Below are 15,815 nucleotides of genomic sequence, written 5' to 3'. Positions count from 1 at the left end.
TTGCGCCTTGTCTAGAGGTTATGGTTCTTCCTTGCCGTTCCATTGCTTAAACTTGCTCTTTTGATGAAGTTCTTCCGCGCTGCCTATACCTTCTGAGGTATGTTTGCTTGCTCCGGTTATGCCGTTGACCATAGCTTTCTTATTGGTTTGTTCGGCAGTATAGCCTTTTTTCTCGAAAGTTGTGTTTCTAAAGCTTAAACCACGCACTTTGTTTGGATCGTCAGAGTTTTTCTTTGAGTGCATGGTTTCGGCTAGATCTTTTTGCTTGCCCTGCATACTTGCTGGTGTGTTTACATTGGCACGCTTCGCTTGAGCCATGGACTGATTCATGTTGAATGCTTTCCGTCCAAGCTGGGAATTTGTCAGTCCGGTGGCTTTTGGTACCAAATCTGTAGCCAATGGCTCTGTAATCGGCTTTGTTTGTTGCACATTCATTGATTGCCCATCGTATGTAGGAGCAGGCAGTTGACTCTCAAATGGATTCCATTGATCGCTTATTGCCGGAGTAGTTGCCTTTTGCTGCACTTGTTCAAACGTCGCTGGAAACTGAGGTTGATAGGTTGAGTTTGGAATAACTAAATCGCCTGGCTGCGCCGGCAAGTCCGGATGCGCGGCATTCCATTCGTCAATTGCTCTTTGTGTTGCTTCGTTTGCTGCGGCAACGAGCTCTTTGTCATGACGTATAGCCTTGCTAAGCAGCTTGTACATGTAGTCAAAATGCTTTTGGTAGGAATCGACATTGTGAATATTAGCCGGATCGGATTCTAGCTGCTTCAGTCCTCGTTGATGCTGCACCTTCAAATCAATCTTGGAAAGATCGGTAATAGGTGAATTATCGATATCGGTGCTCACCGTCTTATCACAAAGTTCAACGAATTGTTTCCACTCACGAACCATTGCTGCATGTTCGTCACGTGTTTTAGGCGGATTGGTTCTTTCCGGACGGCGTGTCGCTCTAAGTTTGTCTGCTGATTCGTACTCTTCGACTTCAGGCGCTTTTGCAGCTCTGCCTGTGCTTCGGTAGCCTGCATAACCTGCACCAAGAATGCTGTAGCCAACAACGGACTCTTTGAATTCTCGACTATTCATATCAGGCGCAAATTTGCCCTCGCAAAGCGCGCGACCTTGTGCGTGTACAAGCCCAGCCAGAGGTCCGCCCATGGCCAGCGCAATAGCTTCATGGACCTTGCTTCCTGCATCACCGGCTTTTATTGCATTGGTGCTCAATCTAATCTGGTTGGGCAGGATCATCGCTGCAACAGAAGCGGCGCCTACACCCGCATTTTTCAATCTAGCCGCAACCATGTTTTCACCCTGCGGATCAACCGGTGTCAGAATGCCACCATAAAAGGCACCAGTAGTTGCTGCCGTAAGCAAGGGCTTTTGGGCAAATGGAGATTTTTCGACAAGTGAAACAGTATTGGCTAATGGTCGCCAGAATTTGCTGGTTGCAGGCGCTCCAAGGAATTTTATGGATTCGCTTGAGCCTTTTAATAGTTTGCTCAAACCGACGAAGTTTAAGAGCGAGCCGGCGCCGGAACCGACAAGTTGACCGTACCATTCGGCGCTTCCCAGGGCTTGTTGTTTGTTCTCCACAAGCTTCACTGCATGGGCTTCTTGTGGGTTGAAAAGTTGAATAAGTCCGTTAACAGGAGTCTGTAAGGCAGAGTCAACTAGCGCGCCGACAAACGCGTTGGCCGTTGAGCCGATTACCTCAAGACCCATTTTTTTCGACGTTTCGTCGTTGTTAAGTTTAGAAGCTTGGCGATCGTGCGCTTCTATGTGAGCACCGGTAAGGGGGTTGGACATTTTGGGGGATTCCTTGGTCGAGGGGATGGTCGTGGCTCGTGTATATGGATCAAAATAGCTTGCCCCTGCGCGCAATATAAAAGAGAAGTCCCTAGCTATCAAGGGGGAATCTACGGGCTCAGTGGGAAACTTACGGTTTATACTTATGTCCCTATGCATTTAATTAACCTATTTGACTTTGAAGAGAAGGCGCACAAAAAGCTGCCGACACCTGTTTGGGACTATTATTCAAGCGGCGCTCACGATGAGATTACTCTGCGCGAAAATCGCGCTGCCTACGACAAAATTTGCTTGCGTTATAGAGTTCTTGTCGATGTAAGCGAGCGCTACCTTTCGACCAAAGTATTAGGACACACCCTGTCTATGCCTGTTATTGTCGCTCCCATGGCTTTCCAGGCAATGGCTCATCCGGAAGGTGAATTGGCAACAGTCAGGGCAGTCGGTGGCGCCGGTACCATCATGATTGCCTCCACTCTCTCTAATTTTTCTATTGAACAGATTATGCAGGCGGCATCCGGTCCAGTTTGGTTTCAACTCTATATCTACAAAGATCGCTCAGTGACAAAGTCTCTAGTTGAACGAGCTGAAAAAGCCGGTTGTGCCGCGCTTGTTGTCACAGTTGATTTGCCTGTTTCCGGCAGGCGCGAACGAGATGTGCGCAATCGATTTGCCTTGCCCAAGGGTTTGCAGATGGGCAATTTCGGTACAAGTGAATTCGCTTCCATGCCCAAACCAGCTGATCAATCGGGGCTCACAACTTATGCCTCAGCTTTGTTTGATCCCAGTGTTAGTTGGAAAGACATTGAGTGGCTAAAATCAATTACCAAATTGCCTATCTTGCTTAAGGGAATTGTCAGAGGTGATGATGCTAAGGCCGCTGTGGAAAGTGGTGTTTCAGGAATAGTTGTCTCCAACCACGGCGGTCGCCAGCTCGACACTGCTCCTGCAACAATAGAAGTTTTGCAAGAAGTTGCTGAAGCTGTCGATGGTCGCGCTGAACTTTTGGTGGATGGCGGTATCAGACGAGGCACAGATGTCGTGAAAGCAATCGCATTGGGTGCCAAAGCAGTTTTGGTAGGCCGTCCTATACTCTGGGGATTGGTCAATGGCGGCGGTGATGGTGTGGCGCAAGTGCTGGATATTTTGCGTGCAGAAATTGATCAGGCAATGGCCTTATGCGGCTGTGCCTCGGTCAATGAAATTAGTCTTGATCTTATTGGTGAAAGAGTTGCTGTTAAGGAGGTTTCCCTTGGAAAATAAAGCAGTTGTTGCCGCTTTGTTGTTGATTGCATTTTTGCTTCCCCAGGCATCATTTGCTAAGCCGAAAGTTTTGGGAGTGGCTGGTGTTGCATATGGTGTCACTGTCGGAGTCCCCATTAAAATTGCTCGTGATATTTTCTCGGAAACAAAACGCATGACAGGTACGCTCGAATCTGATTTCGAGGTTTTTCAAGACCCTGTTATTTCGCAAACGCGATTGTTGATTTATTTCATGACTGTGCCTTATGGGCTGGTAAGTGGCAGCATTCTTGGCACAGTCCATGGCGTGGGCAACGCTTTTAAATATGGCTATGAGGAACCTTTTTCCAAGGCTTCCGTCAGTCTTAAGGAGAAAGAGGTTGCTATGAAGACGCTGCCTTGATTAAATCCAAAAATATTTCAATGTCAAGCGAAGCTTGCTAACAGTTTCGGGAATGTATTAAGTGTGAGGACCGATTTACCATCTATGACCAACTCCAACTCCAATGAAAATAGAAGGAAGAACCTAATGAGAATGCTTTCGAGCTTATTTAAAAATCTATGGAACGCCGTAGTACCAGACAACGGAGGCTCCGCTTGGGATTCGTACAGAGCCTCAAGAAGTTAAATAAGTAAGCAACTCATAAACTCCTTATCAGGGAGCCTCGCATTTGAGGCTCCCTTTCTATTTCTCGCTATAATTAGCCAGGAGCCTTTCTTGCGGCTTTTACACCGCTTTTACAAAGGATAGTGGCCGTGGTTCATATTTTTTCGTGGCTATATTTCGCTTACTTCTTCATTGCCGGAGCATTTTTCTATTACCTGGAAGTGCTTGTGCGCGCCTTTACGTTTCCTTTTGATAAGAACCGCAAGCTTATTCACTACATCTCTTGTTTGTGGGCTTACCACTACATCTACATCAATCCCTTTTGGCGCTGTCACTGGGAAGGCAGGGAGCATCTCAAGGGATTGAAGACCTGTATTTATGTCGGCAATCACCAATCGACAGCAGACATTCCAGTCGTTTATGGCTTGTTTAAGCCGTTTAAGTGGATTTCCAAAAGCGAAGTCCTGAAGATTCCATTTTTCGGCTGGAATATGGGCTTAAACCAATATGTCTGCGTGCAGCGTGGTGACAAGAAAAGCATTCGCGAAACAATGGAAGCATCGCGCATGTGGCTTGCCCGTGGCGTGTCCATGTTTATTTTCCCGGAAGGCACGCGCTCGGAAGATGGCGAACTTTTGCCCTTTAGAGACGGTGCTTTCAAGCTAGCTTGCGAATTCAATATCCCCATCCTGCCGATGGTTATAGATGGCGCCAAAGACATCATTTCCAAGCGTGGCAAGACGGTTAACTTTAACGTTGACATCTATGTCAAAATTATGCCGCCTGTTTATCCAGCAGATTTTCAAAACCAGCCTGGTGCCCTTCGTGAACACGTCCGTGAGCTGATGAAGACTAACCTGGCGGAAATAAGAGCGCGCAAGAATAAAGAGTCTAAGAACCTTGTAAAAGCATAGGCGGGAACATTTGTATTTCGCTCCTGTCTTGTCTTTAAAGATGCTCTTTTAAAGAAAGGTCATGTTTGAGTGTGAAAAATGCGATATTTGGTTTGTTCCTCGCCGGACTTTTCCAGTTTACTGTTGCTGCCTCAGCGCTGGACTCCTCCTACACGCCTATTCAAGGCAACGTAAAAACATTTGTTGATTTAAAACAACCAATTAAAGCCTCGGACAGCGTTATAGATGTTGGTACTACTTACATAAAACCGCAATCGGGACACGCGCCACCAGAAGTATTTCGTGCCTGGATTTCGCGTACTCATCCACACTTTTTCGCATCTGCCGGCACTTTTCCGCCTACAAGTGTCATAGAAGTGAAAGGTGAATGGGATGATGCAGCACGCACGCTTCGATCATTGAATATCAATCACACAAGTATTCGCCGTGGCAAACTGAAAGAATTGAATTTATCCGGTGTGCGTGTGTTGGTAATTAATTGCGCAGGTGAAGTGCCGCATGAGTCGTATCAGAAAATTCGTGACTTTGTAATAGGCGGCGGTTATTTACTAACCACCGACTGGGCGTTGGATGGTTGCTTGCAGAAAGTGTTTCCCGGCTACGCTGAGTGGAATCGCGGGCGTTCGCGCACGCCTGTTGTTGATGCTCGTTTGATTGATAAACAGACTTCTCTGGTAGCAAACACAGTGACTATTGCCGGTTGGAAGTTAGATGATGCTGCACATACTATTCGTATTACTAAGCCTTCTGCCGTCAGAGTAATAGCGGTGAGCAATGAATTGGCTCAAGAAGATCCAGACCGAAACGGCATATTAGCTTTCACCTTTCCTTTCGGTCGCGGCAAGGTGATGCACATGATTGGGCACTTCGATAACAATGCCGCCTTTGTTTTTACCGATAGTTTGCCTGATCCAGCACCGCAAATTGGCATAGCGCTAAGACAGGCTCTGGCAACCAATTTCATTGTTGAAGGGCTAACACACTAAGGTTATCAAGGGTTTTTCTCCAAAGCTGTCCGGGAAGGAAAGGGTCAGAGGAAACCATATCCATGCGTCAGATAAAACTGACATTCCTGTCGCGTTTTCACAAGAAGCCGGTTGATTTTTACGACTTGCTTACACAGCATGCCGCCAAGACTCTTGAGGGCATGCAAGAGCTGGAAGCTTGGATTGAAACCGCCGATGAAGAACATCGAGAGAAAGTTCCGCAGATCGAACGACAGGCTGATGCGCTGAAACTGGATCTGCAAATCAAACTTGGACAAACATTTATAACTCCGTTTGACCGCGAGGATATTTTTGACTTATCTGTGAAAATCGATGAAGTAATAAATGGAGCCAAATCCATCGTTCGCGAAATGGAAGCTATGGATGTGCATCCGAAAAATGAGCTGCTTGAGCAATTCTCCATTATCTTATTGGAAGGAACGCGCTGTATACACAACGCTTTTGCCTCTCTGAAATCAAATCCGAAAGAAGCAGGCAATCAAGCTTTTCTTGCGCGCAAATCGGAAAACCGGTTTACTAAAGTCTATCGTCAGGCAACGCATGAACTGTTTGCAGTTGACGATTTGAAAACAATTTTAAAGACCTACGAAGTCTACCGTAATATGCTGCAAACTGCCGAACGCATAGATAAGCTTGGAGAAAAACTCATTCATGTGATCGTGAAGAATGGTTAGGTAGGTCTTAATGTTGATTACCTTTCTCGTTCTCATCGTTGTTCTTCTCGCTCTTGTTTATACATTTACAAACGGCTTTCAGGATGGCAGTTCTGTTACGGCTGCCCCAATTGCTTGCGGAGCCATGACTGAATTGCAAGCGATGTTGCTTGTAGCGACATTTGAATTTCTCGGCGCGCTTCTTGGCGGTTCATCTGTAGTGGGTGCTGTGCATGACTTAACCACGTGGCCCAAACGCCCCGATTTTATTCCGGTTTTAATATCAGCATTGTGCGCAGCAGTTTTGTGGAATTACACAACGCGGCTTTTGCGCGTTCCATCAAGTTCCACACATGCTTTGGTAGGTGGATTAATCGGTTCTATGGTCGCTGCTGCTCACGGATTTAAATATGTCAACACAGGATACGTGAACGACATAATTCACTCAACTGGTGTCACCAGAGTGCTACTGAGTCTATTCATTTCTCCGCTAATTGGAATTGCAGCCGGCTACCTGCTGTTGCGAATTGCCGCATTGTTGCTTGTCAGCGCAACTCCTGCCATGAATAAAGTTCTTCGTCTTCTGCAATGGATTACCGTACCGATATTGGCTTTTGCGCACGGAGCTAACGACACACAAAAAGCGATGGCCGTAATTGTTCTGTCATTGCAGTCTTGTGGTATCAGCCATAGCGGACTGGTGCCCTTATGGGCACGAATAATCACAGGCATTGCCATGGCTTTCGGCGTTATTATGCTTGCCCCAGGGATTGTTAAAAGAGTGGGCTACGATATTTTTAAGTTGCGCCCCTTGCACGGCTTTGTCGTAGAGGTTGCCTCCGAGTCTGTGATACTGACGGCGTCACTTATTGGAGGACCTGTCGCTACATCTCAGGTGATTTCCTCCGCCGTAGTGGGAGTTGGCAGTTCGCAGCGCTTCAAGGCTGTACGTTGGCTGGTGTTCAAAGATGTATTTGCTGCCTGGTTTTTGACCATACCTTGTGCCGGTCTATTTGCCTATTTGCTGTACGCTGTCGTCTTTCACAACCTGATCGTCAAGCTGCATTAACTCAATCAAAGGCTTGGAAACAGCTTCAAAGCGATAATAGCGGCCTAAACACATTGGTTGTCAGGTGGAATTAACAGTGAACAGCAGCAATAGATTTTTGGCACTTCTTTTTTGTGCTTCAACTTTGTCCATAAGTGCAAACGCGCAGGAGCAATTTTCGCAAGCTCAATCAAACCTTTCAGCAGATTACAGCTCAACAAATGTATCGACACCAGTGTCAATTAACGTTCCGACTCGCGTTGTTGATCAGCAAGTACTAACCGCCGTGCAACCTGGAATTCCCCCTGTGATTTCCGAGTCGGAACAAGGACTAACGGAAATTCGTGACACCATCGGCAAGATAAAGCATGTGCTTTCGCAAATCACTCACGAAGTGCAGCGCATTCAAGTCTACGATATGCCAACGCCTGTAGATATGGATGAGACATTTATGGATCCAACTTTGCAGTCAGACTATTTTTATCCTATGCAGCCTGTATCAATGGAAGGCATGCGCACTGGTCAACCATTGCCTGCACGCAAGAAGTGGATGGATTATTATTCCAATCAACTAACACAGTTAATGCCGCTTCTCAAAAATGACGCAGCAGCGCTCGTATTACCGGAACAAGGTGGCACACCTATTTCCGCTCAGATGGATGTGATGAAAGACAGCTGCAAACAAATCCAAACCGATTACGGACAATTGCAGACAGCAATGGCCGGACCTAATTACGATAATCAATACATTGCTCGACTGGCCGGTGCCTTACGCGACGATCTTTGCGGTGTTGACTCTGTGCGCAAACACATGTTGCGTATTGTGCAGAATGACCGCAAGCAGAGCGCGAAGACTTTTTAGAATCTATTCGGTATAAAGCACGAAATTCCAATGACTGTTCTTAGTAAATTTAACGGTGAGGTTGAGGTTGGCGCACTCTTGGTCCTTTTAGCTACCTCGCCAGTTTGGTTTCTGGCAATTGTTTTTGTCGGCTATAGAACTGTTGATGCTGCGTCTTTTTTCTGGTTTCATGATCTTGCGGCCAGAGAATTTGATCGCGGGGACTGGCTTCAGGCGGAGCACCAGTGTGGCTCCAGCCTTCACTGCGAACGTCTTCGTATGGTGAAAGATTTGGAATTGCGCCACAAATTAGAAGGCATGACTCGAGAACAAGTTGTTGACTTGCTTGGTGACAGGTATGCCACAAGTTGGGCAAAAGGCGGCTACTACGACAGTAATAGCATGAATTACTGTATAGGTGAAACCACTCCATGGGAAACTCTCGACCCATGGTATTTATGCCTAAAGATGGATCCATCTGGAAAGCAAGTCGCCGAATACCGACTTTGGGAGCAAGACTGAGAAGATGTGCCGATCTGTCAGGAAATGATATACTTGTCATAAGATGAGGAGTTTGACAGATGCAAGACTTTAGGGCAAAAATTACCGAAAATGGCAGACTGTTGATTCCGGCAGTTCTGAGAAAAGAATTGGATCTTAGACCAGGTGACGAAGTACTTCTACGTATTCAGGATGATGAGCTGCGAATTGGCAGCTTAAAGTCTGCGCTAAAGCAGAGTCGTAAGTTGGTGAAAAAATATATCAAGACCAACGTGAGTTTGTCCACTAGTTTGATCCGCGACAGGCGGAGTGAAGCAGAAAATGACTGACGTTGTACTCGATGCCTCGGCATTGCTCGCATTATTGAATGAGGAGCCAGGTGCTCTGCTGGTGGAAAAACAGCTTGAGTATTCAGTGATGAGTGCGGTGAATGTTTCTGAAGTGATTGCGCAGTTGATAAAGCATGGCATGCCTCCGAACTTCGCAGTTGCTACGGTTTCCAATTTGGGATTGCGGACAGTTGCCTTCGACGATGATATGGCTTATGCCACCGCGGAATTGGTTGATTCTACTAAGGGCGTTGGCTTATCGCTCGGTGACCGTGCTTGTTTAGCTCTGGCGCAGAAGCTTGGTTGTGTTGTTCTAACTTCGGATAAAGCTTGGGCAAAGCTCAATCTTCGGTGCAAAATAAAATTGATACGATAAAAGCCGGGTCGATCGACCCGGCTTTTCTTTCAGTATGTGGCTTTATGCGCCGTTACTTACTCGTGCTTCTTACCGATGCCGAACACTTCACCTGTTTTCTTGGCGCCTTTGCCCAAAGCATCGACAGTGGCTTTGGTGCCTTTGCCGACAGCTTCAACGCCTTTCTTGGTGCCGTCCACTGTGGCGTCAGCTGTGCCTTTGATTGCTTTACCTGTAGCATCAGCAGTGCCCTTAACGACTTTGCCGGTGCCATCGCCCAAAGCTTTGGCGCCTTTGCCTGTGCCTTCAGCGGTCTTTTTCACAACGTCGCCGGTGCCATCGCCCAAAGCCTTGGCAGCTTTGCCTGTACCATCAGCGGTCTTTTTCACGACATCGCCGGTACCTTTGCCGACAGCCTTACCGCCCTTGACCACGGCGTCTCCGGCTTTTACAGTGCCGGACTTAATGTCGGAACCCAATTTCTTGGTGCCGTCGACAACCTTGTTGTCAGCTAGAGCTGGACCCATACCGAGGACGGTTGCCGTAAGAACTGCTAGTAAATGCTTGGTCTGCATAATTATCTCCCTTGTTCACATTATGAAATTGGAATCCGAAACGATATCAAGAAGTTGGGCTCTGCATGCTAACATGCTTAAGTTTGGTTTTGCCGGGGCAAATCGCCAGGAGCTCAAAATGTCCTCTTCAATATACCTCGATAACAGCGCGACAACAAAGGTTAGACCGGAAGTTGTTGAAGCAATGTTGCCTTTTTTGTCAGATAGCTTCGGCAATGCCTCTTCTTTGCATTTGCAGGGGCGTCTGGCTAAAGAGGGTATCGAGAAGGCACGTCAAAACGTAGCCAAGCTTTTGCATTGCTTGCCTGAGGAAATTTACTTTTCACCGTGTGGCACTTATAGCAATAATGTTGCGCTTATCGGTAGAGCAAGATTTGCTGAAGCCAATGACCAAGGTCGTCATCTGATAACAACAGCTATTGAGCATCCAAGTGTAATTGGTCCTGCCAAACATCTTGAATCACAAGGTTGGAAAGTAACATATTTGCCTGTTGATGCGCAGGGATTCATTGACCTTGCTGAATTCAAAAAGGCTGTCACGAAAGAAACCAGCATTATCTCTATCATGTGGGCCAATAACGAGATAGGCACCCTCGAACCCATTGAAGAAATTGCCGCATTTGCGCAAGAGAAAGGAATCTATTTCCATACTGACGCCGTGCAGACTGCAGGCAAACTTGAAATGAATATGGGCAATGTGCCTATTTCCACTTTGTCGCTTTCTGGGCACAAATTCTACGCGCCAAAAGGTATCGGTATTTTGTATGTGCGCACAGGCGTCAACTTGATGCCTGTCGTTTTTGGTGCCGGACAAGAAAAGGGATTATTCCCGGGCACGCAAAATCTGGCCAGCATTGTCGGTATTGGTGTGGCAGCTGAATTGGCACACAAAGAACTCAAAGAGTCTTACAAGCAATTACGTAAGGCTCAAAAGACTTTGACGGATAGTTTGTTGGCAGTCGATGGCGTTCGTATAACAGGCCCAACCGATCCGGAAAAACGCGTACCAGGACACGTAAGCGTCGGCGTGCAAGGTGCCGAAGGCGAAGCCATTATTCTACGCTCCGATTTGCAAGGAATTTGTCTATCGTCAGGATCTGCTTGTCACTCTGGTGTTATCGAACCTTCATCGGTGCTGAAAGCTATAGGTTTGCCTAGAGAATATGCTTTAGGCTCAGCCCGAATTTCTGCAGGACGTTTCAACAGTGAAGATGAAATCAATCGCGCAGCCGATATTTTGGTGAATGTATTTAAATCCTTGCGCAAGCAACCGGCAGCACAGTCTAAGTCTTAATTAGAAGAAAAATCCCTAGAGCAAGAATTGCCGCGGACACAACGCGCTTAAATAGCGTCTCGTTCATTCGTTTTAAAATGACTGTGCCGGCAAGTGTTCCTATAGTGACGGCGACACAAAGTATTAGTGTGAGAAGCCAGTAAGTAGTTATTTCCTTGTATTCGGCAACTAAATACACAGGTAGTCTGGCCAAATCGACAGCTACTCCAATTGCCGTGGCTGTAGCCACGAATACTCGCGGACTTAAGTCGAAACCAAACAGTGCCGCTGATCTAATTCCGCCTTGATTGCCAACCACTCCTCCGAGAAACCCAGATAAACCACCTGCTAAAAAAGAAGACCAGCCTTTTAAATAAAGCAAGTTCAGCCAATTTGTTAATCCCATCAGCCCGGCAAATATCAAAATGCAGGCAAAAACAAATGTAAGCGTTGTCGTTTGCAAATAGTTGTGCATGAGGGCTCCGGACAAACCACCTAGAGCGCTTGTAATGCCAAAAGACACGAGCACTTTTCGGTCAATGTCTTTCCTTAGCATAAAGCAGCGGAGCGCGGTGGCGACAAAATGTGGAATTGCCACGATAGCAACAGCTAGTTTCGTGCCTGCCCCCAGGGAAACTACAGGAGTTAAAAGACTGCCGATTCCGAATCCACTAACTGAAGCAATTGCTCCGGCTAAGACGGCAACGAGAGAGGCGTTAATTGTTAGTTGGAGATTTTCCACTTAGTCGATTCTGTAGGTGGGATTTCAGCCAGGAGTCAACTGTATCCATTAAGAGTTTATCCGGATGCGGATTTTCAAACATCAAGTGTTCGGCTGTGCCGATAATCAATATTGTTTTGTCCGGAGACTTTACTGCATCGAATAGATCGAAAGTTCCTTGTGGTTTAACCAGTCTGTCTTTTAGACCTTGCAACATGAGTATAGGCAACTCGGTGATCTTCTCTGCTTGTGGTTTGGTGCGGCGCATGAAGACCGCGAACTCCAATAATTCAACCGGCGTCATAGCCAATCTTGAATTTGGATCTTCTTCCCACATTTTTCTTGTCTCTTCATTTGACGTTGCCATCTCTGTTACATAGCCAACATCAAAAGGCTCTTTAGGGTCTTTCAGGAAATGTAGAGTGGCTTGCATTGTCATCTTCTTTTGTTGGAAGCGTTCTGCTGACGGCACAGACGAGATAACGCCGTCGATTTTCTTGCCCAGGTTACTACCGGCTCGAATAGCGATAGCACCTCCCATTGATTCTCCCAAGACATAAACAGGAATATTGTTATTGCGATTCTTAATTACCTGCACGGCATTGGCAATATCGACAATGGTTTGCTCATAGTCCAGTTCCTCGACACCTTTAGTTTGCGCCCATGAACCAAAGCCTCGTACATCCAGCGCAAACACCATGTAGCCACGACGATTCAATTCCTTGGCTGTGGCTTGGAATGCCCTGTTCTCTAAACCCAATCCGTGAATGCATAAAATAGCCGCCAATGGTTTGGCAACTTGGGTTTTCCAGGCAATTACAGGCAATGACTTTACTTTAAAATCAATAGCCGCCCAAGCAAGTTCAGCAGGGCTACTAGGACCGTAAGCATTTATGTATTGCTGCCTGTATTGACGAACAAGACTGTCGAAATCCTGCATAGTGCCTTCTACTTCGGCACTAGCTCGCGTTTCAACCATGCTGGTTAGAATTGGGCTCAGTTGTTTTTTTACAACATCAAGTTTTTCCTGCTGATTTGTCAGTCTGTAAAAATCAGCAAGCTGTGCCAGAGCCCACCAGTATCTCACTACGGCTGCCAGATCTCGTGATTTTGCTCCTTGCCCTGTCAAGGCAATGAGTTGCTTCAAATGTGTCTCTGCTTCGTCATTTAATTTGAGTTCTTCTTCGCACGCTGCAATTGATTCCAAAAGTTCGGCTATGACAATTGGTGGCACTCCGGAATTCAGCGTTGCCTGTACGTAGGCTTTGTTGTATTCAACAAGCGCTCTTTTCGGCTCGTGAGCGTGATATTCACAGTCCGCCAGGCGTTTATTTAAAAGCAAGATGGATTTGGGGTCATTCCCTTTATATAGTTTGATCGCTTCATTCAAGTATTTGATTGCTTGCTCTTCGTTGTTCACGCGCAAGTCAAAGACGGCTAGGAAATAAGGGATATCCCACTGTAGTGTTCCGGATTTTGATTGAGCATTGTAGGCAGTTAGAAGTTTATCCTTAGCTTCCTTTTCTTTGCCTGCGATAAGCAGCGTTAATGCTTGTCCGTCAGGTGTTGATTCGCTTTGAGCTGTTTGTGCTTGTGCTGTTGAAAATCCGCACAGCAAACTAACTGACAGGGTCAGCGAAAGGAAACCTTTGATTGTTCTTGTCATTTTTAGCCTCTGAATTACTGTTGATACTTAACGGAACATCCGTAAGCCTTGGTGGATGCCGTACTTACTTTGCGTCCAGCCATTGCCTCATCTAAGGCCGCTTTGACGTAATTCTTTGCCCCGCTTATGTCTTCTTGATCGACGGATGCTTTGTCATCAATGGCGCCCTTGTAAACGAGAGTGCCCTTAGTATCGATGACATACATATGCGGAGTTGCTTTAGCTCCGTACATTTTGCCGACTTTGCCGTCCTTATCAATTAAGTAACTGGTCGGATGAGCGTTCTTCTCTTTAATGGCTTTATTGATGTCTGATGCCGGCATATTACCCTGACGTCCATCTGCTGATGAGCAAATGGAGAGCCAGATGACGCCTTTCTTCGTGTATGCGTCCTGGAGTTTCTGCATGTTGCTGCTCTCGTAGTGCTTTTTCACAAAAGGGCAACCGAAGTTAACCCATTCCAAAACAACAAATTTGCCGGCGTAATCGGATAACGATTCGTTTTTGCCTTGAGTATTAGGCAAAGTGAAATCCGGAGCCTTTTTGCCGCATTCAGCCACTGCTGCAATTGTTGTAGATGACTCAGCTACTTTGCGTGTTTCCTTGGCACCTGATGGCAGTGTCAACTGCAAGCTTAGTGCAGTAATTGCAAGTACTGCCAAGCCCATTTTTGCTATGCGCATTTTCTTTCTCCTAAGAAACTAGCTCTTGATACCACGAATGGAATTGAAGACAAAATCAAATAAGCCTTTTACTTTGTGTGGTACATCACCATGCAGAAGGGCAGCGCCGGCTTTGGCGATTTCAATTCGTGCTTGGCCGTACGGATACCACCATAGGCGAGTGGCGCCGCCTGCGGCATCAATAGTAATATGCTTTATATTCACAAGGTCAAGCAGCCCAAAGTAGGAATGTGTGCGGCCAAAGCCACTCTTTTTAAGTCCGCCCCAAGGTAATTGCGGACAGGCAAATGAGAAGAGTCCGTCGTTTATAAAAACAGTACCAACTTCCAAATCGCGAGCGATATCTTCGGCGTTGGTCAAATTCTTGGTCCAGATGGAAGCGGACAGTCCATATTCGCTGTCGTTAGCTAATTCAATTGCTTCATCTTCGGAGTTAACAACCATTATTGGCAAAACAGGACCAAATGTTTCTTTGGTCATCACATCCATGGAGTGATCGACGTTGGTCAATATTGTCGGCTCGTAAAAATGACCGCCAAGATCGTTTCTTCTATTGCCGCCGCAAACGACTGTTGCACCCATGTTGCGTGCTTCATTGACTTGTTTTTCTATTTTGGCAAGCTGTCCTTCATCGATAACAGGGCCAATTTCTGTTTTTGTATCTAAGCCGTCACCGAGTTTTAATTTCTCGGTATAGGACATCATGTACGAAATCAGCTTCTCCGTATTCTTGCTTTTGACGACATAGACTCGCTCAACAGATGCGCAGGCTTGTCCGCAATTGGTAAATGCTCCCCAAACAATTCCTTTGGCTGTCCATTCAACAGGCGCATCCGGCAAAACTATTGCGGCATCTTTTCCGCCAAGTTCTAATCCGACAGGCGTCAATGTCTTTGCTGCCTGAGCCATTACTTTGCTGCCGCCTTCAGCAGAACCGGTAAACAAAATTTTGGCAAGGGATGTTTGACATAAGTGTTGTCCCGTTGTGCGGTCGCCTGTGATTACGGTTACGACACCTTCCGGAAATCCTGCTTCAGCAAAAAGCTCTTCTATTTTGATACCAATGAGAGGGCATTTTTCAGACGGCTTTAAAACAACTGTGTTGCCGACCATGACAGACATAATTATTGCCATCATCGGAATGGCAAATGGATAGTTCCAGGGAGAAATTATGCCGACGACCCCAATTGGCTCAAAACTAATTATGCTTTGCTTGCTGGCCAATAATGGATTGGTCATGCCGATGGTTTGATCTTTGAGGGCTTTTTCTGAGTTTTCGGCGAACCAAATACACGCATCCAGCGAGCCTGTAATTTCCGCTGTGTAACTTTCAAATAACGGCTTGCCTACTTCTTGAGTTATAAGTTTGGCAATTTCGTCAGAGTGCTTACGCAAGACTTTGTGCAGGTTGAGGACCAACTTGCGTCTCTTGGGATAGTCAAGTAATTGCCATTCTTCAAAGGACGACCATGCTTTGTCGACGGCCGCCTGTACCTCATCGGCATTCAGGCAAGGTGCCTCACCTAACAGCTCGCCTGTAGCCGGGTTGAATGACTTAATTGTGCTAGCCTGGTCGACTGCCATGTTTACCTCA

Annotated in this window: 17 protein-coding genes; 11 read left to right on the top strand and 6 right to left on the bottom strand. The window is 46.5% G+C overall.

Annotation, left to right across the window (positions count from 1 at the left end; translation table 11 throughout):
- Window positions 1–18: 18 nt before the first annotated feature.
- Window positions 19–1,809 carry a hypothetical protein gene (locus tag K2Y22_11940; protein MBX9879161.1) on the bottom strand — a complete coding sequence of 597 codons (1,791 nt, stop codon included), beginning with the start codon at window positions 1,807–1,809 and terminating at the stop codon, window positions 19–21.
- Between the two features lie 153 nt (window positions 1,810–1,962).
- On the opposite strand from K2Y22_11940, the gene K2Y22_11935 reads away from it, so the two are divergent.
- The 10 genes from K2Y22_11935 (at window position 1,963) to K2Y22_11890 (ending at window position 9,324) form a co-directional block, all read left to right on the top strand.
- Window positions 1,963–3,069 carry an alpha-hydroxy-acid oxidizing protein gene (locus tag K2Y22_11935; protein ID MBX9879160.1) on the top strand — a complete coding sequence of 369 codons (1,107 nt, stop codon included), beginning with the start codon at window positions 1,963–1,965 and terminating at the stop codon, window positions 3,067–3,069.
- A complete protein-coding gene (locus K2Y22_11930; GenBank protein ID MBX9879159.1) occupies window positions 3,059–3,451 on the top strand; it encodes a hypothetical protein in 393 nt (130 codons plus the stop codon). Before K2Y22_11935 ends, K2Y22_11930 begins: the two co-directional genes overlap by 11 nt.
- Before the next feature lie 353 nt (window positions 3,452–3,804).
- Entirely contained in the window at window positions 3,805–4,569 is a 765-nt protein-coding gene (locus K2Y22_11925) for a 1-acyl-sn-glycerol-3-phosphate acyltransferase (protein MBX9879158.1), read from the top strand.
- A 71-nt stretch (window positions 4,570–4,640) separates the two neighbouring features.
- Window positions 4,641–5,555, top strand: coding sequence for a hypothetical protein (locus K2Y22_11920; GenBank protein MBX9879157.1), 915 nt, complete (start codon window positions 4,641–4,643; stop codon window positions 5,553–5,555).
- 62 nt (window positions 5,556–5,617) lie between these two features.
- Window positions 5,618–6,250: a DUF47 family protein gene (locus tag K2Y22_11915; GenBank protein MBX9879156.1), complete on the top strand. Its 633-nt coding sequence runs from the start codon at window positions 5,618–5,620 to the stop codon at window positions 6,248–6,250.
- A gap of 10 nt (window positions 6,251–6,260) precedes the next feature.
- On the top strand, window positions 6,261–7,298 hold the full coding sequence (locus tag K2Y22_11910) for an inorganic phosphate transporter (protein MBX9879155.1): 1,038 nt from the start codon (window positions 6,261–6,263) through the stop codon (window positions 7,296–7,298).
- Window positions 7,299–7,374: 76 nt separating this feature from the next.
- Window positions 7,375–8,139 (top strand): hypothetical protein, encoded by a 765-nt coding sequence (locus K2Y22_11905; protein ID MBX9879154.1) that lies wholly within the window; start codon window positions 7,375–7,377, stop codon window positions 8,137–8,139.
- Between the two features lie 30 nt (window positions 8,140–8,169).
- Complete coding sequence (locus K2Y22_11900; GenBank protein MBX9879153.1) at window positions 8,170–8,640, top strand: hypothetical protein; 471 nt, start codon at window positions 8,170–8,172, stop codon at window positions 8,638–8,640.
- Between the two features lie 59 nt (window positions 8,641–8,699).
- Window positions 8,700–8,948, top strand: coding sequence for an AbrB/MazE/SpoVT family DNA-binding domain-containing protein (locus K2Y22_11895; GenBank protein ID MBX9879152.1), 249 nt, complete (start codon window positions 8,700–8,702; stop codon window positions 8,946–8,948).
- On the top strand, window positions 8,941–9,324 hold the full coding sequence (locus K2Y22_11890; GenBank protein MBX9879151.1) for a type II toxin-antitoxin system VapC family toxin: 384 nt from the start codon (window positions 8,941–8,943) through the stop codon (window positions 9,322–9,324). The genes K2Y22_11895 and K2Y22_11890 overlap by 8 nt, the downstream gene beginning before the upstream one ends.
- Before the next feature lie 56 nt (window positions 9,325–9,380).
- On the opposite strand, the gene K2Y22_11885 is transcribed toward K2Y22_11890, so the two are convergent.
- Entirely contained in the window at window positions 9,381–9,878 is a 498-nt protein-coding gene (locus K2Y22_11885) for a hypothetical protein (protein MBX9879150.1), read from the bottom strand.
- 118 nt (window positions 9,879–9,996) lie between these two features.
- Between K2Y22_11885 and K2Y22_11880 the strand changes: the two genes are divergently transcribed.
- On the top strand, window positions 9,997–11,172 hold the full coding sequence (locus K2Y22_11880) for a cysteine desulfurase (GenBank protein ID MBX9879149.1): 1,176 nt from the start codon (window positions 9,997–9,999) through the stop codon (window positions 11,170–11,172).
- Here the strand turns inward: K2Y22_11880 and K2Y22_11875 are convergent.
- The 4 genes from K2Y22_11875 to K2Y22_11860 are packed head-to-tail and all read right to left on the bottom strand — an operon-like array spanning window position 11,162 to window position 15,805.
- Window positions 11,162–11,893, bottom strand: a complete 732-nt coding sequence (locus K2Y22_11875; GenBank protein ID MBX9879148.1) for a sulfite exporter TauE/SafE family protein — start codon at window positions 11,891–11,893, stop codon at window positions 11,162–11,164. The two genes, K2Y22_11880 and K2Y22_11875, sit on opposite strands and share 11 nt — an antisense overlap.
- Window positions 11,868–13,538 carry a lysophospholipase gene (locus K2Y22_11870; protein MBX9879147.1) on the bottom strand — a complete coding sequence of 557 codons (1,671 nt, stop codon included), beginning with the start codon at window positions 13,536–13,538 and terminating at the stop codon, window positions 11,868–11,870. Before K2Y22_11870 ends, K2Y22_11875 begins: the two co-directional genes overlap by 26 nt.
- A gap of 14 nt (window positions 13,539–13,552) precedes the next feature.
- Window positions 13,553–14,221: a thioredoxin family protein gene (locus tag K2Y22_11865; protein MBX9879146.1), complete on the bottom strand. Its 669-nt coding sequence runs from the start codon at window positions 14,219–14,221 to the stop codon at window positions 13,553–13,555.
- 18 nt (window positions 14,222–14,239) lie between these two features.
- On the bottom strand, window positions 14,240–15,805 hold the full coding sequence (locus K2Y22_11860) for an aldehyde dehydrogenase family protein (protein ID MBX9879145.1): 1,566 nt from the start codon (window positions 15,803–15,805) through the stop codon (window positions 14,240–14,242).
- Between the last annotated feature and the right edge of the window lie 10 nt (window positions 15,806–15,815).

This window comes from Candidatus Obscuribacterales bacterium (assembly GCA_019744775.1).
GTDB lineage: Bacteria > Cyanobacteriota > Vampirovibrionia > Obscuribacterales > Obscuribacteraceae > SBAT01.
This window is presented reverse-complemented; position numbering and strand designations above follow the sequence as displayed.